The organism is Pseudomonas sp. MF09156 (assembly GCF_059862305.1).
In genome coordinates, this window is sequence record NZ_JCBCUR010000004.1 from 262906 (window position 1) to 284596 (window position 21691).

Here is a 21691-nt window from a genome sequence, read left to right on the forward strand (position 1 = left end):
TTAAATAATGGGCAGAGATTCAAGCGTTACGTTTATGGCGGCTGTACAACCCGCCGAGCAAACCGGTGATGCAACCCGCCACCAGGCCGCCGACATGGGCCGCATTGGCGATTTCGCCGAAGCCGATCATCGAGACCAGGCCCGACAGGCACAGCACCAGCCACACCAGCATCATCACCAGCACGCCACGCGGCAGGCGATACGCCGGGTTGGGCGCGAGCATCTGGTAGATCCAGCAATGGCCGAGCAAGCCGTACAACACGCCAGACAAGCCGCCGAACAGGCCCGGGCCGCCAAAGGTGTATTGCGCGTAGTTGGAGGCCAGGCTGAACAGCAACGTCAGGCCCAGCAGGTTGATACTGCCTTGGCGCGCCTCGATCCGCCGCCCCAGTTCCCAGTACCACATGCCATTCATCGCCAGGTGGAGGATGCCGAAATGGATCAGCATCGGCGTCACCAACCGCCACCACTGCCCCGCCGCCAGGCTGTCGGCCAGGGGCGTGAAGTACAGGTATTCACCGGCCACGTGGAAATTCAGGAACGTCAGCCAGCTCATGGCTTGCAGGTTGTCGCCAAGCATCGTGACCGCACCGACGATCAGGCTCAGCAGCAACACACCCGCGGTCAGTGGGCTGTGGCGCAACTGCTGGAGAAAACCGGCGCGCTTGGCTACCGGTTCCTGGGGAATATCCAGCTGCTGGTGCGGATCGCCGGCAGGGAAACGTTGATACAGGCTGCGCACGTCTTCGCTGATCGCGTCCGGCACCCAGAGCACCTGCTCGCCGGCCTCTTCGCTGACGCGATGGGGCACCTGCATGCGCTGCAACAGTTTGACGAATCCAGCCAGGTCAACCGTCAGCGGCAAGCGTAAAACGGCCACGTTACTCATGAATCACCTCAGGGCGCTCGACATCGACCCATACGAACTTGTTGGGGTCCAGGCAGGTTTCCTGATCCAGGCGATACGCCACCAGCTTGCCATAGAGCACTGCGCTGTAGTCCAGGCAGGCCAGGTTCGGGCGGATCGGCGCCGGTTTGCCACTGCGCCAGTAGTGGCCGACAAACAGCAGCGGCTCATCCACCCCATAGCGCAGCAGGGAGTTTTTCTCGGTCGAGGACAACGGCGTACGGGCCACCGGGTCGGGCAAGGCATCGGGCTGGAACACAATATCGCCGTAGGTCTTCGGGTCGTCTTCCCAGAACTTGGTGCGAAAGAACGAACGGGTCAGGCCATCGCCACCGGTCAGCGTCAGGCCGTCCGGCAGGCGCATATCGGTGCCGCGCAGCAGGCGATCGAAGGCATTGCAGGCAAAGCTGCCCGGCACCGCCGCCGCCTGCAGGAAATGCTCGTCGATACAGCCGTCGGGGAACTGCCCGCGCAGCGGTTCGATCAGCCCCGCATCCCAGCAGGCGTGCACCACGCGAAAACGCCCGGCATCGACAAACAACGGCATGTCGTAGAACCAGCCGAGGAAGTCATGCCAGTCGCCGGGGTGGTGTTCAAACTGGGTCAGGGTCTCGTGGATCAGCCGCGCGTGGCGTGGCGAATGTTCACGCACGTACTGCTTGCCACTGCCGGGCGGCGCCAGGGTGCTCCAGCCCAGGGCGTTGAACTCATGGTTGCCCATGATGCACAGCGCCTGGCCGGCTTCGGCCATGTCGTGGACGATATGCAGTGCCTCGCGGATGCGCGGGCCACGGTCGATGATATCGCCCAGGAACACCGCCATGCGGGAGGGATGGCGCCAGGTGCCGCCCTGCTTGTGGTAACCCATCTGGTCGAGCAGGTGCTCAAGGGTATGAGCGCAACCGTGCACGTCACCAATCAGGTCGTAGCTACGCGCGGGATCGAGCATCAGTCGCCTCCACCCCCCAAGCGGCTGCCCCAGCCCAGCTTGGTGCGGCACACTTCGTAGTAGTTGTGATCCAGCGGGTGGATCAACCGCAGCTTCTGCGCTTTTTTGCTCACGGTGATGGTGTCACCGGGGGCGCAGGTAAAGTGGTTCTGCCCGTCACAGGAGACTTGCGGGTAGATCTGCATGTCTTTGGAGACCACGATTTTCAGCTCACTGTTGCCATCGACCACAATCGGCCGGCTCGACAACATATGGGGGTACATCGGCACGATCACAATGGCATCGAGCTTGGGATGCATGATCGGCCCGCCGGCTGACAGCGCATAGGCCGTGGAACCTGTGGGCGTGGCGACGATCAGGCCGTCGGCCTTCTGGCTGCAAACGAACTGGCCGTCGATGTACAGCTCGAACTCGATCATCCGCGTCGACTTGCCGGGGTGCAGCACCACATCGTTGAGGGCATCGCCCTGGCCGATGGCTTCGCCATGGCGGCGCACTTCGGCTTGCAGCAGGAAGCGGTTTTCTACCAGGTAATGGCCGTCCAGCACCTTGGCCACTTCGACTTCCAGGTCGTCAGGGCGGATATCGGTGAGGAACCCCAGGCTGCCCCGGTTGATCCCCAGCACCGGCACGTTATGCCGCGCCAGGGCCCGGGCGGCGCCCAGCAGGCTGCCGTCGCCGCCGACCACGATCACCATGTCGCAGACTTCACCGAGCATTTTGCGCGATGAGGTCTGCAGGCCGTGGCCCGGCAGAATCTCGGCGATGGTGTCTTCGAGGATCACATGCAGGTGGCGCTCAAGCAGAAACTTTTTCAGCCGGCGGACCGTGTCCAGAACCTGGGTACTGCCCAGGCGACCGATGATGCCGATATTGCGAAATTGCTCCATGGGGCTCCTGCAGGGTTTGGGTCTGGCAAAAAGAACGATTATGGGCGAAAGGCCGCATTAGACAAAATCCTTTGTCGCCACGGGGCCCAGACGACAACGGTTCTCAACACCCGCCACGGTCCCGCAGCGAGTAGGAAACAGCTATGCTCGGACCATGAATCCGTTTCCCGACCTGCAGTACCTGCCCCGTCAATTGCGTCATCCCGAAGTGCGGGACCTGGCGTGGGTGATCCTCGCCCCGCCGATGCTGGAACAAACACCCTGGCCGCAACGCCATCCCCTGGCCGGCAGCGATTGGGTGCAGCAACCCGCGGCACTGGAACAATGGCTGCGGCAACTGGACCAGGACAGCAGCCCCCTGCTGCACTGGCTGAGCCTGGCACGTACCCGGCGCCTGGGCCTGTATTACGAACGCCTGTGGCAATTTGCCGTGCAACACGCGCCCGGCGTGGAATTGCTCGCGGCAAACCTGCCTATCCGCCAGGCCGGCCATACCCTGGGGGAACTGGACATGCTGCTGCGCGACCGTGACGGGGTGCATCATCTGGAACTGGCGATCAAGCTCTACCTGGGCCCGCAAGAGGGCGACGGCCGTGATACCGCGCAATGGCTGGGCCCCGGTTGTCACGATCGCCTGGACCGCAAGCTGGCCCATCTGGCCGACCATCAACTGCCCATCTCGGGGAGCGCGCAAAGCCGGCAGATGCTGGCGGCCCTGGATATTAGGGATTTCACCGCCCATCTGTGGCTCGGCGGCTACCTGCTGTACCCCTGGCCCGGCGAGGCCGAACCGCCCCTCGGTGCCCATCCACAGCATTTGCGTGGGAGCTGGTTGCATCAGCGCGATTGGCTGGCTTTTATCAATGCCAGCCCGCCGGGCCGCTGGCAACCCCTGCCCCGCCATGCCTGGCTCGCGCCGGCGCATTACCCGGCAGGGAAAATCTGGAGTGAGGAGCAGATGCAGCGCTGGCTGGCCGACCTTGATCCGATGGCGCCGGCGCAATTGTTGGTGCGCATGATGCACAACGGCGGGGATTGGCAGGAAGCGGAGCGGCTGTTTCTGGTGGCGGATCTTTGGCCGAATGTACCGGGGGCTAGCTGATAGTTTTGCGGTGGGTTTGAGGGCCTTATCGCAGGCAAGCCAGCTCCCACATTCAGGCGCATTCCAAAGGACGTACTCGGTCAACTGTGGGAGCTGGCTTGCTCGCGATAGCGGTAGCAGCAGCGCTACAGGCTATCAATATGCCGATAATCCACCTGCAACCCGGCGGCCAGCTCCCGCGCCCGCCCCAGCCGGATCGGCCCACGTTCGATATCCACCAACAGCCCCAGGCAATCCAGCACCGGCAAGTGACCGATATCTTTGAGCCGGCCATCGGTAATCACCAGCAACCGCTGCTGCTCAGCCGGATACCGCTTGCGCCGCGCCGCCAGCCAATGCCCAGCCTCGGTCAACGCCGCCAGCAGCGGCGTACCACCGCCCGCGCCCAGCCCATCCAACCAACGCCCCAGGCCTTTCGCCGCTTTCAAGCCTTGGACCTGCCAGTTCGGCACCTGCCCGCTGGCCGTCAGCAGCGCCATGCGCGCCCGCTGCCGATAGGCGTCGTCGAACACCTGCGCGAGCAAGCCCTTGGCATCGCTCAAGGCCTGGTGCCGCCGAGTGGACGCTGACGCATCGACAATTACCAGCCACAGTTCATGGGCCGAGCGGCTGCGCAGGTGGTAGCGCAAGTCTTCACGGGATTGCGGCCGCCCTCCCAGCAAGGTACCCGGCCAGTTGACCGAGCCCTGCTGCGCGCTGCGCGCCTTGCCCTGGCGGCCCCTGTCCAGTCGCCCTGCTTTGGGACGGGCATCCGCCCCCGTATCAGGTCGGGGGCGGATGCCTAGGGCTTTTTTGGCCAGCTAGGCACTTCTCGGCGAGCACCCGTGGGCAATGCGGGTGCGGGCATGTTGCCCCATTGGCCCTGGCCGGACGCGCTATCTGAAGGCTGGGGCGCCTGGCCCTGATCGGACCTGCCTGCAGGCGGTGCTTGCTCCTGGCGACGATGGCGCAGGGCAAATTCGGCAACGGCCTCTATATCCTCTTCGGCGATGGCCGCAGCCCCGCGCCACGCCGCATGGGCCCGCGCGCCGCGCAACCACACCAGATCGGCACGCAGGCCGTCGACACCGGCGGCAAAGCAGCGCTCGGTAATCTGCGCCAGGGCCTGGTCATCCAGGGCGATGCTTTCCAGGCGTGCACGGGCCTCGGTGCAACGCGCACGCAGCGCCGCTTGCTGGTCAGCCCACTGCGCGCAGAACGCCCCAGGGTCGCTATCGAAATCCAGGCGCCGGCGAATGATCTGCCCGCGCTCGGTCGGCAAAGTCTGCCCGCTCAATGCCACGTTGAAACCAAACCGATCCAGCAACTGCGGGCGCAACTCGCCCTCTTCCGGGTTCATCGTGCCGATCAGCACAAAACGCGCCGAGTGCCGGTGGGAGATGCCATCGCGCTCGATCAGATTGGTGCCACTGGCGGCGACGTCGAGCAACAAGTCCACCAGGTGATCGGGCAGCAGGTTGACTTCATCCACGTACAACACGCCGCCGTCAGCCTTGGCCAGCACGCCCGGGGAAAACTGCGCACGGCCTTCGCTCAGCGCCGCATCCAAGTCCAGGGTGCCGACCAAACGCTCTTCGGTGGCGCCCAACGGCAAGGTGACGAACTGCCCGCTGGCCAACAGGTCCGCCAAGCCACGGGCCAGGGTGGACTTGGCCATGCCGCGCGGGCCTTCGATCAGCACGCCACCGATCTTCGGGTCGATGGCGGTCAGGCACAGGGCAAGCTTCAGGTCGTCGGCGCCGACCACTGCCGACAGTGGGAAATGGGGGATGTCAGTCATCAACTGTCTTCTTCTATGTCCAGCAACAGGTTTTCCAATGCCTCGCGGTAGGCCCCCGGTTCCTGCCACATGCCACGCTGCTGGGCTTCCAGCATGCGTTCGGTCATGTCGCGCAGGGCGTCGGGGTTGTGCTGTTGCACAAACGCCCGGGTGTCGGGGTCGAGCAGGTAGGCATCGGCCAGCATTGCATATTGGTGATCGTCGATCAGCGCAGTAGTGGCGTCAAAGGCAAACAGATTGTCCACCGTTGCCGCCATCTCGAACGCGCCTTTGTAGCCGTGGCGCTTGACCCCTTCGATCCACTTGGGATTGGCCGCGCGGGAGCGGATCACCCGGTTCAGCTCTTCCTTCAGCGTGCGGATCTTCGGCAGGTCCGGCTGGCTGTGATCGCCATGATAGCTGGCAGCCTTGCTGCCACTGAGGGTTTCCACGGCCGCGAGCATGCCGCCCTGGAATTGGTAGTAGTCATTGGAGTCGAGCAAGTCGTGCTCGCGGTTGTCCTGGTTCTGCAACACGGCCTGCACCTGGCTCAGGCGCTGGGCGAACTGTTCACGGGCCGCAGTGCCTTCATCAGAGCCACCATAGGCGTAGCCACCCCAATTGAGGTAGACCTCGGCCAGGTCTGCGCGGCTTTGCCACAGGCGAGCGTCAATGGCGCCCTGCACGCCCGCGCCATAGGCACCGGGCTTAGCCCCGAAAATGCGCCAGCCGGCCTGCCTGGCCGCAGCCTCTTCATCCAGGCCAGACTTGCACAGCGCCTCACGCTCGCTGCGCACCTTAGCCGCCAGGGGGTTTAGGTCGTCCGGTTCATCCAGCGCCGCGACCGCCTGCACCGCAGCATCGAACAAGCGGATCAGGTTGGCGAAGGCATCGCGGAAGAACCCGGACACCCGCAACGTAACGTCAACTCGCGGGCGGTCGAGCAAGCTGATGGGCAGGATTTCAAAGTCATCGACACGCTGGCTGCCCGTGGCCCATACCGGCCGCACGCCCATCAACGCCATGGCCTGGGCGATGTCGTCACCGCCGGTGCGCATGGTCGCGGTGCCCCACACCGAAAGCCCGAGCTGGCGCAAATGGTCACCATGGTCCTGCAGGTGCCGCTCAAGCATCAGGTTGGCGGACTGGAAGCCGATACGCCAGGCAGTGGTGGTGGGCAGGTTACGCACATCGACGGTGAAGAAGTTACGCCCGGTCGGCAGCACATCGAGGCGCCCACGGCTCGGTGCGCCGCTAGGCCCCGCCGGTACGAAACGACCGTCCAAGGCATCCAGCAAGCCACGCATTTCCGCCGGGCCGCAGGCATCCAGGCGCGGTGCGACGACGATGCGCAGGCTTTCGACCACGGATTTCACATCTTCCCAGCCGGGCTCCTCAAGCTGTTCGAGGGGCCCTTCCAGTGCCTGTTCGATCAACCGCGCCGCGTACAGCTCCAGACGCTCGCGGGTATCGCCGGCGGTGCGCCACAACTGCCCGTCGATCTTCTGCAACACGTCGGGGCGGCGCCCGGTCCAGGGTTCGGCCAGGGCGCAATCGAGCGGGTCAAAGCCCAGCTCGAAGGCCTTGGCCAACACGCGCAGCAGGCTTGATTGCGGGCCGCGCCCGTCGCCACGCGGGATGCGCAGCAGGGCCAACAAGGTATCGATACGCAGGCGCCCCTCGGGCGATTCGCCAAAGATATGCAGGCCGTCGCGGATCTGCGATTCCTTCAGGTCACACAGGTAGGTGTCCAGGCGCGGCAGCCACACGGCTGCGTCGGCCTCGTTATCCAGCGCAAGCTCCTGATCGATGCGGGTTTCGCGCACCAGCTTGAGGATGTCCTTTTGCAGTTCCAGGGCGCGGCGCGGGTCGAGCAACTGCGCTTCGTAATACTCATCCGCCAACAGTTCCAGGTTACGCAGCGGGCCGTAAGTCTCGGCGCGGGTCAGCGGCGGCATCAAGTGATCGATGATCACCGCCTGGGTGCGGCGCTTGGCCTGGGCCCCCTCGCCCGGGTCGTTGACGATAAACGGGTAGATATTGGGCAGCGGCCCCAGCAACGCATCCGGCCAGCAGTTCTCCGACAGCCCGACGCCTTTGCCCGGCAGCCATTCCAGGTTGCCATGCTTGCCCACGTGGATCACGCCGTGGGCGCCGTAGGTGTGGCGCAGCCAGAAATAAAACGCCAGGTAAGCGTGGGGCGGCACCAGGTCCGGGTCGTGGTACACCGCGCTGGCATCCACCTGGTAACCCCGCGCCGGCTGGATGCCGACAAAGGTCAGGCCCAGGCGCAGGCCGGCGATCATCATACGCCCGTCGCGGCACATCGGATCGTTATGGGGCGTGCCCCAGCGTTCCAGCACAGCCTGGCGGTTGGCCTCGGGCAGGCGATTGAACATCGCCTGGTAATCGTCCAGCCCCAGGCTTTGATGGCAGGGGCGCAGGTCGAGGCTGTCGAGGTCGTTGGTCACACCGCCAAGCAGCTCGTGGATCAAGGCGGTGCCGCTGTCCGGCAAAGTGGGCGGCAGCGGATAACCCTTGGCTTGTAGGGCAAGCAGGATATTCAAGGCCGCAGCCGGCGTATCCAGGCCCACGCCGTTACCGATGCGCCCGTCGCGCGTCGGGTAGTTGGCCAGGATCAGGGCGATGCGTTTTTCTGCATTCGGCACCCGGGCAAGTTCGACCCAGCGCCGCGCTAGTTCGGCCACAAAGTCCATGCGTTCGGGGGCTGCGCGGTAGCACACCACGTCCGACTGGCTGCGCTCGCTGCGCCAGGCCAGGTCCTTGAAGCTGATCGGGCGGCTGATGATGCGCCCGTCCAGTTCCGGCAAGGCAATGTGCATCGCCAGGTCGCGCGGGCCAAGGCCTTGTTCGCTGGCTTCCCAACCGGGTTGGTTGTCCTGGGCGCAGATGGCCTGGATCACCGGGATATTGCGGCGAAACGGCCGCAAATGGGGCGTTTCCGGGCTGGATTGGGCAAAGCCGGTGGTGTTCAGTATCACCGCCGCCTGCACCTCATCCAGCAGATCCTCGACCACCGTCAGGCAGCCGGGCTCCTTCAAACTGGCCACCGCCATTGGCAGCGGATTCAGGCCCGCCGCCTGCAAGCGCTGGCAGAACACGTCGATAAAAGCGGTATTGGCCGCCTGCAAGTGCGAGCGGTAGAACAGCACCGCTGCCACCGGCCAATCGGTGCTCCAGTCCGCCTGCCAGTCACTGAGGCGCGCATTGGCGATGCGGGGGTGATAAATCGCCGTGCGCGGCAGGGTTTGCGGTTCGGCCCAGGGGTAATCGCGGCCCAGGTAGCTACTGGCCAGGCAGCGATAGAAATCCAGCGCATTCGCCAGCCCGCCCTGGCGCAGAAAATGCCACAGGCGGTCACGCGCCTGCGCATCCACGGTGCTCAGGCCGCTAAGTTCGGGATCGGGACGGTCATCCCCCGGCACCAGGATCAACTGCACGCCCTGCTCGGCCAACTCCACCAGGCGCTGGATACCGTAGCGCCAGTAGCCGATGCCGCCATGCAGGGATATCAGGATGACCTTGGCGTGGCGCAACACCTCGTCCACATACAGGTCCACCGACGCGTGATTCTGCACCTGCATCGGGTTGGCCAGGCGCAGGCTCGGGTAGTCGTCGGGCAGTTGCTGGGCGGCTTCGGCCAACAGCGCCAGGCTGGAATCACCGCTGCACAGGATCACCAGCTCGGCGGGGGTTTGTCCAAGGTCGGCGATGTTGTCATCGGAGACGAAGCCACCGGGCTGGGTCCTGAGCAGATGCATGGGTTAAACGCTGAGGGCAGCGCGCAATTGCGCTTCCAGGCCTGCTGCGTCCAGATCCTGGCCGATCAGCACCAGACGCGTGATGCGTGCTTCGTCAGCCCCCCAGGCGCGGTCGAAGTGCTTGTCAAAGCGCGTACCCACGCCCTGGATCAACAGGCGCATCGGCTTGTTGGGGATCGCGGCGAAGCCTTTGACCCGCAGGATGCCGTGCTGCACCACCAATTGGCTCAGGGCGTCGAGCAGCAGCGCTTCATCAGCCTGGGGCAAGTCGATGGAGATGGAATCGAACGCATCGTGATCGTGATCGTGATCGTCTTCACCTTCGTGGTGATGATCGTGATGGCTATGGCGCCCGTCGATATGCTCCTCGGAGCCGGCGCCCAGGCCAATTAACACGTCCAGGGGCAGGCGGCCGCTGCTGGCCTCGACGATTTTCACCGCTGGCGGCAGTTCTTCGGCGACTTCCAGGCGTACACGGGCCAGGTCTTCGGGGCTGATCAGGTCGGTTTTGTTGAGGATCACCAGGTCGGCGCTGGCCAGTTGGTCGGCGAACAGCTCGTGCAGTGGCGATTCGTGGTCCAGGTTGGGGTCGAGTTTGCGCATGGCGTCGACCTGGTCGGGGAATGCGGCGAAGGTGCCGGCGGCCACGGCCGGGCTGTCGACCACGGTGATCACCGCGTCAACCGTGCAGGCACTGCGGATTTCCGGCCACTGGAAGGCCTGGACCAACGGCTTGGGCAGGGCCAGGCCGGAGGTTTCGATGAGGATATGGTCGAGGTCGCCACGGCGCGCCACCAGTTCACGCATCACCGGGAAGAACTCTTCCTGCACGGTGCAGCACAGGCAGCCGTTGGCCAGTTCGTAGACACGGCCGTTGGCTTCTTCTTCGGTGCAACCGATGGAACACTGCTTGAGGATCTCGCCGTCGATGCCCAGCTCGCCGAATTCGTTGACGATCACCGCAATGCGTCGGCCCTGAGCGTTGTCCAGCATGTGGCGCAGCAAGGTGGTTTTGCCCGAGCCGAGAAAGCCGGTGACGATAGTGACGGGGAGTTTGGCCAGTGTTTTCATCGGATGCCCTTTGGGGCGGGCATACGGGACGACTGGCCCTGCGGCGGCGCAGGTGCTGGATTCGTCACCGGATCACCCCGCCCGGTTGAAATGGAAAATCGGTTGCGAGGCAGGTCTCCTGGCTTGGGGCTTGCCGGCCTTGCAGCTGGCGCTGGCTGCGCCTTCCCGCCTGGTACAGGCAGTGGCGTGGCAGTCAGATAAACCCTTTACAGTTGCGGGGGCAGCCGCGGCTTGAACCGCGTTCCCTTCTTAGCTTCGGCCGCAGCCGAAGAACCTCGAACGTGCAAGGCTACGCAGTGCCCGGCAGCTGGTCAACGTCGCGCAGCTAAACGCATCTAGTTACTCAAGGGTGCACCTCACCTCTGGGGACCCAAAGTGAAACCGTCACGCCTCGAACACTACTTAACTATCGCACCTCTCACCAACCCACCGCATACACTGAATATGCATCCACATTAGCTGGAACGATGACAATCAATCCAACAGAAAACGCAATTCAACCAATATCACTCGCTATAACGCCTAAAACCAATAACCTCCCATCTTTGCAGACACTGAACAATGATGTTTCCCACCGTACTTTGTCGTAGACATCAGCCGATAGTATTTCTGATAGACCCTGACCTGGCAGGAGACCAGCTCAACGTTATGACATGGACAATTTTGACTATACGTTTGCTCATGCCTGCCCCCTAATCGCCTTTTCAGGAGCGTTACTAGCCAGCACTACAAAGACCTGTACGTAGTGCAGACCGTAAAAGCACCTTATGTAAAAGCCCGCCTTGAATCCAGCCTGGCTATCCAGCCCACACGAGTTAAAGAGGTGCTGTAATTTAATGAAATCCATTTCGCAGTTAGCACGAGGAACAGCAGCCTTGAAAAACATCACTCACTCTCAAGGCAGCTTTCCAAACAATCCAACCCCAAGCCCACCTATTCAATGGGGATACAAACACGATGAAGTCTTCAGCAAGCATTCAACCCAGTGCGCCTATGCTTAACGCACCTCGCACTACACTCCCCAAAGACACTTCTCCCACCTTAGCACCGACACAAAGCATCTCATCGGACATTCCATATTTTGAGAGCTACACCCACTCAATGCTGGCAGAAAAACTACTGGCCCATTTCATAGATTTGGAAGTCCCAAGCGCTAAAACATCCAACAGCTTTCGCTTGGATGAGCTTAAAAGTATGGCGAGAGGCAAACTACACGACGGACGAGATGCCACACAAGAGCAAGTAGAGCTTGCAAAGCAGGTCATCAACCGCCCAGAACTAGTCAAGTCACTCTTTGGTTCGCACTCCGGCAATGTGACCTGGGACCAAGTCGCTCTTATCGCTGGAGACTTCAAAAGTCTCAGCGATGCAGCCCTGCTGGACCAAGCGAGAATTTACTTTCGCGAATTTGCCAAAGGTCCCAAAGATCATTATGTAAACTTTAACGAACTGCGAGAGGCCGCACGCCAAACAAGAAGCACCCGCCACTTTTCGTACAATGCAACCAAAGTTGCCCAAGAACTTCTTAAGCGGCCTGACCTGCTTTGGGATTTGGATACAAAGCCTGTCTCGCTCTCACGTCCAAGCAAACCAGACAACAGATTTGGGTTGGGCAGTATTTTTTACTCAGAAGATTGGGTTTCCACGTCGCCGCGTCGCCCTGGCTGATCAGGCAGGCGTCAATTCGTCTATTTGACGCCCGCCCTCTGGCCATGCTCTCCTACACATCTTGTTTCGGGTGCCCTTTACAGGGTGAAACGGGAAACCGGTCAATCATGCATGCATGACCAATCCGGTGCTGCCCCCGCAACGGTAAGCGAGCGAAGCGTCACAGCCACTGTGCTTTTGGCATGGGAAGGCGATGCTTTCAGGACTCAGGAGAGCCCCCTCGCAAGCCCGGAGACCGGCCCGAAAAATCAAATAACAAACCCGCGGTGGGCGGGCGCTGTTCAGAACCCTGCGTGCCCGGCTCGCGGGGTTTTCATGCGCTCGTGTCACCCTGCCACTCGAAAGGGACGTGCCATGTCGATCATCAGCAGCACCTCACACACCGCCAGCAGCTCCGCCACCTTGAGCCAACGCCTGACCGCCGCCATCGGCGCGGCGATCCTCGGTGCATGCCTGGTGTATTTCGCCGGGTTCTCGCACATCGAGGCCGTGCACAACGCTGCCCACGATACGCGCCACAGCGCCGCCTTCCCGTGCCACTGAGACCTGCCGCCATGATCAAGCGAATTGCGCAAACCGCAGGTTTCACCGGCCTGCTGGCCGCCCTGTTGCTGACCCTGCTGCAAAGCTTCTGGGTGGCCCCGCTAATCCTGCAGGCAGAAACCTTCGAAAACGCCCCGGCCGCGACCGAGGTACATGAGCATGCCCCTGGCGTTGCGGCCCACAGCCACGACGCCGAAGCCTGGGAGCCGGAAAATGGCTGGCAGCGCGTGCTCTCCACCACTGGCGGCAACCTGGTGGTCGCCGTAGGTTTTGCGCTGATGCTTGCCGGCCTCTACACCCTGCGTGCCCCGACCCGCACCGCCCAGGGCCTGCTCTGGGGCCTGGCCGGCTACGCCACCTTTGTGTTGGCGCCGACCCTCGGCCTGCCACCGGAGCTGCCCGGCACCGCTGCGGCGGACCTGGCGCAACGGCAGATCTGGTGGATCGGCACGGCAGCCTCCACTGCCGCCGGCATTGCGCTGATTGTGTTTGGTCGCAACTGGCTGCTGAAGATCCTCGGCGTGGCCATCCTGGCGGTGCCCCATGTGGTTGGCGCGCCACAGCCCGAAGTGCACTCGATGCTCGCCCCAGAAGCTCTGGAAGCACAGTTCAAGATCGCTTCGCAGCTGACCAACGTTGCGTTCTGGCTGGCCCTGGGCCTGATCAGTGCCTGGTTGTTCCGGCGTAACCGCGACGATCAGTACTCGGCATGACAACGGCCAACACCCGGCCGGCCCTGGTGGTCGGCCTGGGTTGCCAGAGTGGTTGCAGCGTCGAGGCGTTATTGGCGCTGTTCAATGAAGCCTTGGCTGGCGCAGGGATCGACCCTCGGCACATCAGCGCACTGGCGAGTATCGACCGCAAGCAGGATGAGCCGGGTTTACTGGCCCTGGCCGCCAGCCTGGGGTTGCCGCTGAAGTTTTTCAGTGCCCAGCAACTGGCGAGCCATGAAGCGCAACTGAGCCACCGCTCTGCCGTCGCCTTTGCCCATACCGGCTGCCATGGCATCGCTGAAAGCGCGGCCCTGGCCCTGGCCACGCAGCTGGCCCAGCGCCCTGCCCGCCTGTTGATCAACCGCCAGAAAAGCCCGCAAGCCACCTTTGCATTGGCGTGCGCCGGCTGAATTCCCGATAATCCCCGTCCTTGATCATGAGCGGTCTTCATCTACAGCCCGCCTTGCCCGCTTTTTCACAGGAATGTCCCCATGACCGTCTACTTCATCGGCGCAGGCCCCGGCGACCCGGAACTGATTACCGTCAAAGGCCAGCGGCTGATCCGCAGTTGCCCGGTGATTATCTATGCCGGCTCCTTGGTGCCTGCCGCAGTGCTTGAAGGCCATCAGGCCCAGTTGGTGGTCAACAGTGCCGAACTGCACCTGGAGCAGATCATTGACTTGATCAAGGACGCCCACGAAAAAGGCCAGGACGTAGCGCGCGTGCACTCCGGCGATCCAAGCCTGTATGGCGCGATTGGCGAGCAAATCCGTGATTTGCGCCAGTTGGGGATTGCCTTCCAGATCATTCCAGGGGTGACTGCGGTGGCCGCGTGTGCCGCGCTGCTGGAGGCGGAGCTGACTTTGCCGGATATCGCCCAAAGCGTGATCCTGACCCGCTATGCCGACAAAACCACGATGCCTGCGGGGGAATCCTTCGACAGCCTGGCCAGCCATGGCACCACCATGGCGGTGCACTTGGGGGTCAATCACCTGGAGAAAATCGTCGCCGAACTGCTGCCACATTATGGTGCGGATTGCCCGATTGCCGTGGTGCACCGGGCAACGTGGCCGGATCAGGACTGGGCCATTGGCACCTTGGCGGACATTGTCGAAAAGGTCGCGGCGAAGGGGTTCCGGCGCACCGCGCTGATTGTGGTGGGCCGGGTGTTGGCCAGTGACGGCTTTAGCGAATCCTCGCTGTATCGCGCAGGCCATGCCCACCTCTACCGGCCCTGACACCACGCAAGACAACCTGTGGGAGCGGGCTTGCCTGCGGTAGCGGTGAAACAGTCGATAGATAAGTCGCCTGGCACACCGTCATCGCGGGCAAGCCAGCGCCCACAGTTGATTCTCTTCGTTAGAAAGCTTGCGTAACTCATTAATTTAAATCAATAAAAAACGGCGCTCACGGGCGCCGTTTTTTGTTTGCAGCGAACGCCTTAGTAGTAGGCGTTTTCTTTCTGCGTATGGTCAGTCACGTCACGTACGCCCTTGAGCTCGGGAATCCGCTCCAGCAACGTACGCTCGATGCCTTCACGCAAGGTCACGTCGGCCTGGCCGCAGCCCTGGCAGCCGCCACCGAACTTGAGCACGGCGATGCCGTCATCCACCACGTCGATCAGACTGACCTGGCCGCCATGGCTCGCCAGGCCAGGGTTGATCTCGGTTTGCAGGTAGTAGTTGATGCGCTCGTTGACCGGGCTGTCAGCGTTGACGTTCGGCACCTTGGCGTTAGGCGCCTTGATGGTCAGTTGGCCGCCCATGCGATCGGTGGCGTAGTCGACCACCGCATCATCCAAGAACGCTTCGCTGAAGGCGTCGATGTACGCAGTGAAGCTCTTGAGCCCCAGGGCGGTGTCTTCAGGCTTTTCTTCGCCCGGCTTGCAGTAGGCAATGCACGTCTCTGCGTACTGGGTGCCAGGCTGGGTAATGAAGACGCGGATGCCGATACCCGGGGTGTTCTGCTTGGACAGCAGGTCAGCTAGGTAATCGTGGGCGGCGTCGGTAATGGTTATGGCAGTCATGGGAACTCCTCACAGGCTTGCTGGCAGTTTACGCCAATCGCCTCGGCGGTACAAAGTCCTAGTATTTTTGTCAGGCAAATCCATATTTACAGGTTCTCGTAGCGATTCATATCCAGCACACCCTCTTCCACCGGCGTGGTTTCACGGACGTACTGCGATAAATCGTGGAAATACTCCCAGAACTGCGGGTGGCTGCGGCGAATGCCCCAGCGCTCGACAATCCGTTCAAAACGCTTGGCGTCCCTGGCCCGCTCCATGTCCTCGACGAACTCAGGCACATCCTCGGCCGGCACGTTGAAGATGAAGTTGGGGTAGCTGCTGAGCACGCCCGGGTAGATCGTCAGGGTATCCAGGCCCGGCTGATAGCGATAAGCCTCGCCCAGCATAAACGCCACGTTACTGTGGGCACGGTTGCGCAGCAGGCTGTAGACCTCGCGTTTGCCGCTGCGGGTCTGGATGCGCAGCATAGTGGCTTCCGGCAATTGTTCGATCACCTTGAGCCCGGCCGCCGGCCTGGAGGTCAGGCGGCTGAGGGTTTGTTCGGCATCGCGCAGTTGCGGGTCGATACCAGGACGCGAGCAATAGGCGCTGATGCAACGGTTGATCGGATCCGGGCTGGCATTCAAATCGCCATAACGGGCAAGCAACTGGTTGGCAAAGTCGCGCTTGGGGTCCTGCGGGTCCAGTTTCAGGCCGGTGGGCTTGTCGTTGTCGATGGCCTCATAGTCCAGCCACAGCTTGACCTTGCCGCTGTTCTGGTACCAGTCATCGAGGTACCCATCGCGCGAGTCCGCCGGCATCAGGCGCAGGAAGTTCTGTTCGGCGCCATTACGGATCAGGTCGAAATACAGGCGGGTCTGGGCCTGGTGCGAGACGTTGCCAAACACGTCGAAATTGACCGCCAACTGGTAATAGGTGCGTTCCAGCAACGGATAATCGAACAACCACAGCGTCTGTGGCACTTCGCCAATCAGGCCTTTGGTCACAGAAGCGCTGTCGAAATGGCGGAAGATGCTCAGCAACGCGTTGTTATTGCCCTCCCATAGGCTCGACCAGCCTGGCGCCGGCAGGTCGGCGTAGTTGTCGCGACGCAGGGCCTCATATTCATTGCGTTTGTCGCGATAGGCCAGCCATAGGCCCAACACACTGCCCACGTCATCGTTCTGCCCCGGCATCGCCAGCAACGGCGTGGCCTGGCCGCGATAACGCGCATCGGTGATGTACAGGTCGTGTTCCGGGTCCTGGAACAGGGTCCAGAAGTTGTCGCGGATCACGTCCGTGGCAATCTGCCCACGGCACACCGGCCCGCGAATGAAGGTGCGCACGAAGTATTCGGCGTTATCCAGCATGAACTGGTAGCGCGCCTTGGCCGGGATCGCCTCGAACGTTTCAAACGGATTGGCCCGACGGCCAGGGCCGTAGCCGGGCAGCGCCACTACCTGCCAGTCGCCGCTGTAGAACAGCGCCTTGATCCGCGCCATCTTCGCCGCACTGAACGGGTACGTGATGTGGGTCTTGTGCACGATCACCCCTTGCACCGGCCACAGGCGGTAGTACACCTGGGTGCCGGGGTCGTCATTCGGGCGACGGGTGTTGATCAGGTCGATGGGCTGGCCGCTGGGCGTACGCGAGCGTACCCACTGGAAAAAATTCCCCGGCTCACCGCCCTCGAAATAGATATGGGCGAGGAACAGGTGTTCGAATAACCAACGCGCCACCAGGCTTTCCCGGGCGCCGGGCTGGTTCAGCAGGTTTTCCCATTGCTGTACCTGCAAGGCTTCCTGGGCGCTGGGCGCCAGGCCCTGCTCATCAATGGGCGCACCGGACGCCAGCCAGCGTTGCAGGGTCTGGTATTGCTGGTCGGTCAGGCCGGTGACGGCCAGGGGCATGCCTTCCTTGGGGTGCGCGCCGGCGTAGGCGTCGAACTCCCCCGGCAGCGGGCACATGTTTTGGCGGTTGAGGCCCAGCACAATCTCATCGGGCAGCTTGGCATTGGGCGCCAATGGGGTGTTATGGCCCAGTTCCAGCATGCGCGCCATCAGCGCCGCCTGGCTGCCCTGGGCATCCAGTACCGAGGCAAACCCCTGGCGCTGCCAGGCGGCCTTGCCAAAGGCGTCATAAAACAGCCGGGTCGGCTGCGCAGCCTGACTGCGCTCGCCGTCGTACACCGGCACTTTGCTCGCGCCGCGTGCCGCGCCTTCGCCACTGCCCAGGTTGAGCTGGCAGGCGGAGTCGTAGCAGGCGTGGCAGGCCACGCACTTCTCGGTGAAAATCGGTTGGATGTCGCGGGTATAGGAAAGCGCCGGGGCGGGTCCGTTGGCCTGTGCTAGGCAGGCGACCAGTGCCAGGACGGCGCTGGTGATGAGGCGAAATGACATGTATCCGGTCCCGATTCAATGCGTGCGCTGAAAAATTGCCGCGATTCTACCGATGTCGGCCCGCTATCAACATGAGCGATATTCATGCAAAACCCAGGCAGGCTCTAAAAGCGCACAGGTTTGCTATGATCCACGCCCTCCGTAATGCCTGATTAGAGTAGTCCCATGTCCGATCGTAGCACTCGCCTGCAAGCCCTCCACCAAGCCCTCAAGGAACGCATCCTGATCCTCGATGGCGGTATGGGCACGATGATCCAGAGCTACAAGCTGGAGGAAGAGGATTACCGTGGCAAACGCTTCGCCGACTGGCCCAGCGACGTCAAGGGCAACAATGACCTGCTGATCCTGAGCCGCCCGGACGTGATCGGCGGGATCGAGAAAGCGTACCTGGATGCCGGTGCCGATATCCTCGAGACCAACACCTTCAACGCCACCCAGGTGTCCCAGGCCGACTACGGCATGGAGGCCCTGGCCTACGAGTTGAACCTGGAAGGCGCACGCCTGGCCCGCCGGGTCGCCGACGCCAAGACCCTCGAGACCCCCGACAAGCCGCGCTTCGTCGCCGGCGTACTCGGCCCGACCAGCCGCACCTGCTCGCTGTCGCCCGACGTGAACAACCCCGGCTACCGCAACGTCACCTTCGATGAACTGGTGGAGAACTACACCGAAGCCACCAAAGGCCTGATCGAAGGCGGTGCGGACATGATCCTCATCGAAACCATCTTCGACACCCTCAACGCCAAGGCCGCGATCTTCGCCGTGCAGGGCGTGTACGAAGAACTCGGCGTCGAGTTGCCGATCATGATTTCCGGGACCATCACCGATGCCTCCGGGCGCACCCTGTCAGGCCAGACCACCGAAGCGTTCTGGAACTCCATCAGCCACGCCAAGCCGATTTCCGTGGGTTTGAACTGTGCCCTGGGTGCCAGTGAGTTGCGGCCATACCTGGAAGAACTGTCGAACAAGGCCAACACCTACGTTTCCGCGCACCCCAACGCCGGCCTGCCCAACGAGTTCGGCGAGTACGACGAGTTGCCAGCGCAAACCGCCAAGGTCATCGAAGAGTTCGCCCAAAGCGGCTTCCTCAATATCGTCGGCGGCTGCTGCGGCACCACGCCGGGGCATATCGAGGCCATCGCCAAGGCCGTGGCCGGCTACGCGCCGCGCCAGATCCCGGACATTCCCAAGGCCTGCCGCCTGTCGGGCCTGGAGCCGTTCACCATCGATCGCCAGTCGTTGTTCGTCAACGTCGGCGAACGCACGAACATCACCGGTTCCGCCAAGTTCGCCCGGCTGATCCGCGAGGACAACTACACCGAAGCCCTGGAAGTCGCCCTGCAGCAAGTGGAAGCCGGCGCCCAGGTGATCGACATCAACATGGACGAGGGCATGCTCGATTCGAAGAAGGCCATGGTGACCTTCCTCAATCTGATTGCCGGCGAGCCGGATATCTCCCGCGTGCCGATCATGATCGACTCCTCCAAGTGGGAAGTGATCGAAGCCGGCCTCAAGTGCATCCAGGGCAAGGGCATCGTCAACTCCATCAGCATGAAGGAAGGCGTCGAGCAGTTCATCCACCACGCCAAGCTGTGCAAGCGCTACGGCGCGGCGGTGGTGGTAATGGCGTTCGACGAAGCCGGCCAGGCCGACACCGAGGCGCGCAAGAAAGAGATCTGCAAGCGCTCCTACGACATTCTGGTCAATGAAGTGGGCTTCCCCCCCGAAGACATCATCTTCGACCCGAACATCTTCGCCGTGGCCACCGGCATCGAAGAGCACAACAACTACGCCGTCGACTTTATCAACGCCTGTGCCTACATCCGCGACGAGCTGCCGTATGCGCTGACCTCCGGTGGTGTGTCCAACGTGTCGTTCTCGTTCCGGGGCAACAACCCGGTGCGCGAGGCGATCCACTCGGTGTTCCTGCTGTATGCGATCCGCAACGGCCTGACCATGGGCATCGTCAACGCCGGCCAACTGGAGATCTACGACCAGATCCCGGCCGAGCTGCGTGACGCCGTGGAAGACGTGGTGCTCAACCGCACGCCGGACGGCACCGACGCCCTCCTCGCCATCGCCGACAAGTACAAGGGCGACGGCAGCGTCAAGGAAGCCGAGACCGAGGAGTGGCGTGGCTGGGAAGTCAACAAGCGCCTGGAACATGCGCTGGTCAAGGGCATTACCACCCATATCGTCGAAGACACCGAAGAATCCCGGCAATCGTTCGCGCGCCCGATCGAGGTGATCGAAGGCCCGCTGATGTCCGGCATGAACATCGTCGGCGACCTGTTTGGCGCCGGTAAAATGTTCCTGCCCCAGGTGGTGAAGTCAGCACGGGTGATGAAGCAGGCCGTGGCGCACTTGATCCCGTTTATCGAACTGGAAAAAGGCGACAAGCCGGAAGCCAAGGGCAAGATCCTCATGGCGACGGTCAAGGGCGACGTACACGATATCGGCAAGAACATTGTCGGCGTGGTGCTCGGATGCAACGGCTACGACATCGTCGACCTGGGCGTGATGGTGCCCGCCGAGAAGATCCTGCAGGTGGCCAAGGAGCAGAAGTGCGACATTATCGGCCTGTCCGGGCTGATTACCCCGTCCCTGGATGAAATGGTGCACGTGGCCCGCGAGATGCAGCGCCAGGACTTCCACCTGCCGCTGATGATCGGTGGCGCTACCACCTCCAAGGCCCACACGGCGGTGAAAATCGAGCCCAAGTACAGCAATGACGCGGTGATCTACGTGACCGACGCCTCGCGTGCGGTGGGCGTGGCCACGCAGTTGCTGTCCAAGGAGCTGAAGGCCGGGTTTGTCGAGAAGACCCGCCTGGAATACATCGACGTGCGCGAGCGCACCTCCAACCGCAGCGCCCGCACCGAACGCCTGAGCTACGCGGCGTCCATCGCCAAGAAGCCACAGTTCGACTGGAGCACCTACACCCCGGTCAAGCCTAAGTTTACCGGGGCCAAGGTGCTGGACAATATCGACCTCAAGGTACTGGCCGAATACATCGACTGGACGCCGTTCTTTATTTCCTGGGACCTGGCCGGCAAGTTCCCGCGCATCCTCACCGATGACGTGGTGGGTGAAGCCGCCACCGCGCTGTACGCCGACGCCCAGGAAATGCTCAAGAAGCTGATCGACGAACAACTCATCAGCGCCCGCGCGGTGTTCGGCTTCTGGCCGACCAACCAGGTGCAGGAGGATGACCTGGAGCTGTACGGCGACGATGGCCAGCCGATTGCCAAGCTGCATCACCTGCGCCAGCAGATCATCAAGACTGACGGCAAGCCGAACTTCTCCCTGGCCGACTTTGTGGCGCCCAAGGACAGCGGCGTGACCGACTACATCGGTGGCTTTATCACCACCGCCGGCATCGGCGCCGAGGAAGTGGCCAAGGCCTACCAGGATGCGGGCGACGACTACAACTCGATCATGGTCAAGGCCCTGGCCGACCGCCTGGCCGAGGCCTGCGCCGAATGGCTGCACCAGCAAGTGCGTAAAGACTACTGGGGCTATGCCAAGGATGAAGAGCTGGACAACGAGGCGCTGATCAAGGAGCAGTACAGCGGTATCCGCCCTGCCCCCGGCTACCCGGCGTGCCCGGATCACACCGAGAAGGCCCAGCTGTTCCAACTGCTCGACCCCCAGGCTCGCGAGATGCACGCGGGCCGCAGCGGCGTGTTCCTCACCGAGCACTACGCGATGTTCCCGGCGGCGGCGGTCAGCGGCTGGTACTTCGCCCACCCGCAGGCGCAGTACTTTGCCGTGGGCAAGATCGACAAGGACCAGGTGACGAGCTACACCGCCCGTAAAGACCAGGACCTGGCCGTGACCGAGCGCTGGCTCGCACCGAACCTGGGTTACGACAACTGACCGGCTTTTTGTAGACGCGAGCTGACA

At 62.5% G+C, this 21691-nt stretch carries 16 protein-coding genes and 2 riboswitches; of the genes, 7 read left to right on the forward strand and 9 right to left on the reverse strand.

All coding sequences use genetic code 11. The features are described from left to right. Nucleotides 1-19: 19 nt before the first annotated feature. From AC19YY_RS12705 to AC19YY_RS12715, 3 genes are read right to left on the reverse strand one after another with little or no spacing between them, the layout of a single operon-like run. Nucleotides 20-889: a rhomboid family intramembrane serine protease gene (locus AC19YY_RS12705; RefSeq protein WP_169951949.1), complete on the reverse strand. Its 870-nt coding sequence runs from the start codon at nucleotides 887-889 to the stop codon at nucleotides 20-22. Further along, entirely contained in the window at nucleotides 882-1859 is a 978-nt protein-coding gene (locus AC19YY_RS12710) for a metallophosphoesterase (RefSeq protein ID WP_170041613.1), read from the reverse strand. Before AC19YY_RS12710 ends, AC19YY_RS12705 begins: the two co-directional genes overlap by 8 nt. Beyond that, nucleotides 1856-2746: an NAD(+) kinase gene (locus tag AC19YY_RS12715; protein WP_010210870.1), complete on the reverse strand. Its 891-nt coding sequence runs from the start codon at nucleotides 2744-2746 to the stop codon at nucleotides 1856-1858. Before AC19YY_RS12715 ends, AC19YY_RS12710 begins: the two co-directional genes overlap by 4 nt. A gap of 154 nt (nucleotides 2747-2900) precedes the next feature. Between AC19YY_RS12715 and AC19YY_RS12720 the strand changes: the two genes are divergently transcribed. Then, the gene (locus AC19YY_RS12720) at nucleotides 2901-3848 is read left to right on the forward strand and encodes a DUF1853 family protein (RefSeq protein ID WP_500604283.1); all 948 of its coding nucleotides are present in this window, start codon (nucleotides 2901-2903) and stop codon (nucleotides 3846-3848) included. Between the two features lie 125 nt (nucleotides 3849-3973). Here AC19YY_RS12720 and AC19YY_RS12725 read toward each other — a convergent pair whose 3' ends face one another. From AC19YY_RS12725 to cobW, 4 genes are read right to left on the reverse strand one after another with little or no spacing between them, the layout of a single operon-like run. Continuing rightward, nucleotides 3974-4576: a vWA domain-containing protein gene (locus AC19YY_RS12725; RefSeq protein WP_172311857.1), complete on the reverse strand. Its 603-nt coding sequence runs from the start codon at nucleotides 4574-4576 to the stop codon at nucleotides 3974-3976. A 53-nt stretch (nucleotides 4577-4629) separates the two neighbouring features. Further along, a complete protein-coding gene (locus AC19YY_RS12730) occupies nucleotides 4630-5628 on the reverse strand; it encodes a magnesium chelatase ATPase subunit I (protein WP_170057265.1) in 999 nt (332 codons plus the stop codon). Next, a complete protein-coding gene (cobN, locus tag AC19YY_RS12735) occupies nucleotides 5628-9389 on the reverse strand; it encodes a cobaltochelatase subunit CobN (RefSeq protein ID WP_500604284.1) in 3762 nt (1253 codons plus the stop codon). Before cobN ends, AC19YY_RS12730 begins: the two co-directional genes overlap by 1 nt. 3 nt (nucleotides 9390-9392) lie before the next feature. Beyond that, nucleotides 9393-10460, reverse strand: a complete 1068-nt coding sequence (gene cobW, locus AC19YY_RS12740; RefSeq protein WP_170057263.1) for a cobalamin biosynthesis protein CobW — start codon at nucleotides 10458-10460, stop codon at nucleotides 9393-9395. 91 nt (nucleotides 10461-10551) lie between these two features. Further along, nucleotides 10552-10753, reverse strand: a riboswitch (cobalamin riboswitch). Nucleotides 10754-11453: 700 nt separating this feature from the next. On the opposite strand from cobW, the gene AC19YY_RS12745 reads away from it, so the two are divergent. The 5 genes from AC19YY_RS12745 (at nucleotide 11454) to cobM (ending at nucleotide 14622) form a co-directional block, all read left to right on the forward strand. Next, nucleotides 11454-12128 carry a hypothetical protein gene (locus tag AC19YY_RS12745; RefSeq protein ID WP_432754193.1) on the forward strand — a complete coding sequence of 225 codons (675 nt, stop codon included), beginning with the start codon at nucleotides 11454-11456 and terminating at the stop codon, nucleotides 12126-12128. Nucleotides 12129-12179: 51 nt separating this feature from the next. After that, nucleotides 12180-12386, forward strand: a riboswitch (cobalamin riboswitch). A 96-nt stretch (nucleotides 12387-12482) separates the two neighbouring features. Then, nucleotides 12483-12671, forward strand: coding sequence for a CbtB domain-containing protein (locus tag AC19YY_RS12750; RefSeq protein ID WP_131696627.1), 189 nt, complete (start codon nucleotides 12483-12485; stop codon nucleotides 12669-12671). Nucleotides 12672-12682: 11 nt separating this feature from the next. After that, entirely contained in the window at nucleotides 12683-13384 is a 702-nt protein-coding gene (locus AC19YY_RS12755; RefSeq protein ID WP_170057262.1) for a CbtA family protein, read from the forward strand. Then, complete coding sequence (locus tag AC19YY_RS12760; protein ID WP_169953285.1) at nucleotides 13381-13794, forward strand: cobalamin biosynthesis protein; 414 nt, start codon at nucleotides 13381-13383, stop codon at nucleotides 13792-13794. Before AC19YY_RS12755 ends, AC19YY_RS12760 begins: the two co-directional genes overlap by 4 nt. Nucleotides 13795-13875: 81 nt before the next feature. Next, nucleotides 13876-14622: a precorrin-4 C(11)-methyltransferase gene (gene cobM, locus AC19YY_RS12765; protein WP_500604285.1), complete on the forward strand. Its 747-nt coding sequence runs from the start codon at nucleotides 13876-13878 to the stop codon at nucleotides 14620-14622. 203 nt (nucleotides 14623-14825) lie between these two features. On the opposite strand, the gene nfuA is transcribed toward cobM, so the two are convergent. Beyond that, nucleotides 14826-15410, reverse strand: coding sequence for a Fe-S biogenesis protein NfuA (gene nfuA / locus AC19YY_RS12770; protein WP_003190728.1), 585 nt, complete (start codon nucleotides 15408-15410; stop codon nucleotides 14826-14828). 86 nt (nucleotides 15411-15496) lie between these two features. Then, nucleotides 15497-17788 carry a fatty acid cis/trans isomerase gene (locus tag AC19YY_RS12775; RefSeq protein WP_500604286.1) on the reverse strand — a complete coding sequence of 764 codons (2292 nt, stop codon included), beginning with the start codon at nucleotides 17786-17788 and terminating at the stop codon, nucleotides 15497-15499. 165 nt (nucleotides 17789-17953) lie between these two features. On the opposite strand from AC19YY_RS12775, the gene metH reads away from it, so the two are divergent. Then, the gene (gene metH / locus AC19YY_RS12780; RefSeq protein ID WP_500604287.1) at nucleotides 17954-21664 is read left to right on the forward strand and encodes a methionine synthase; all 3711 of its coding nucleotides are present in this window, start codon (nucleotides 17954-17956) and stop codon (nucleotides 21662-21664) included. The last annotated feature ends 27 nt before the right edge of the window (nucleotides 21665-21691 follow it).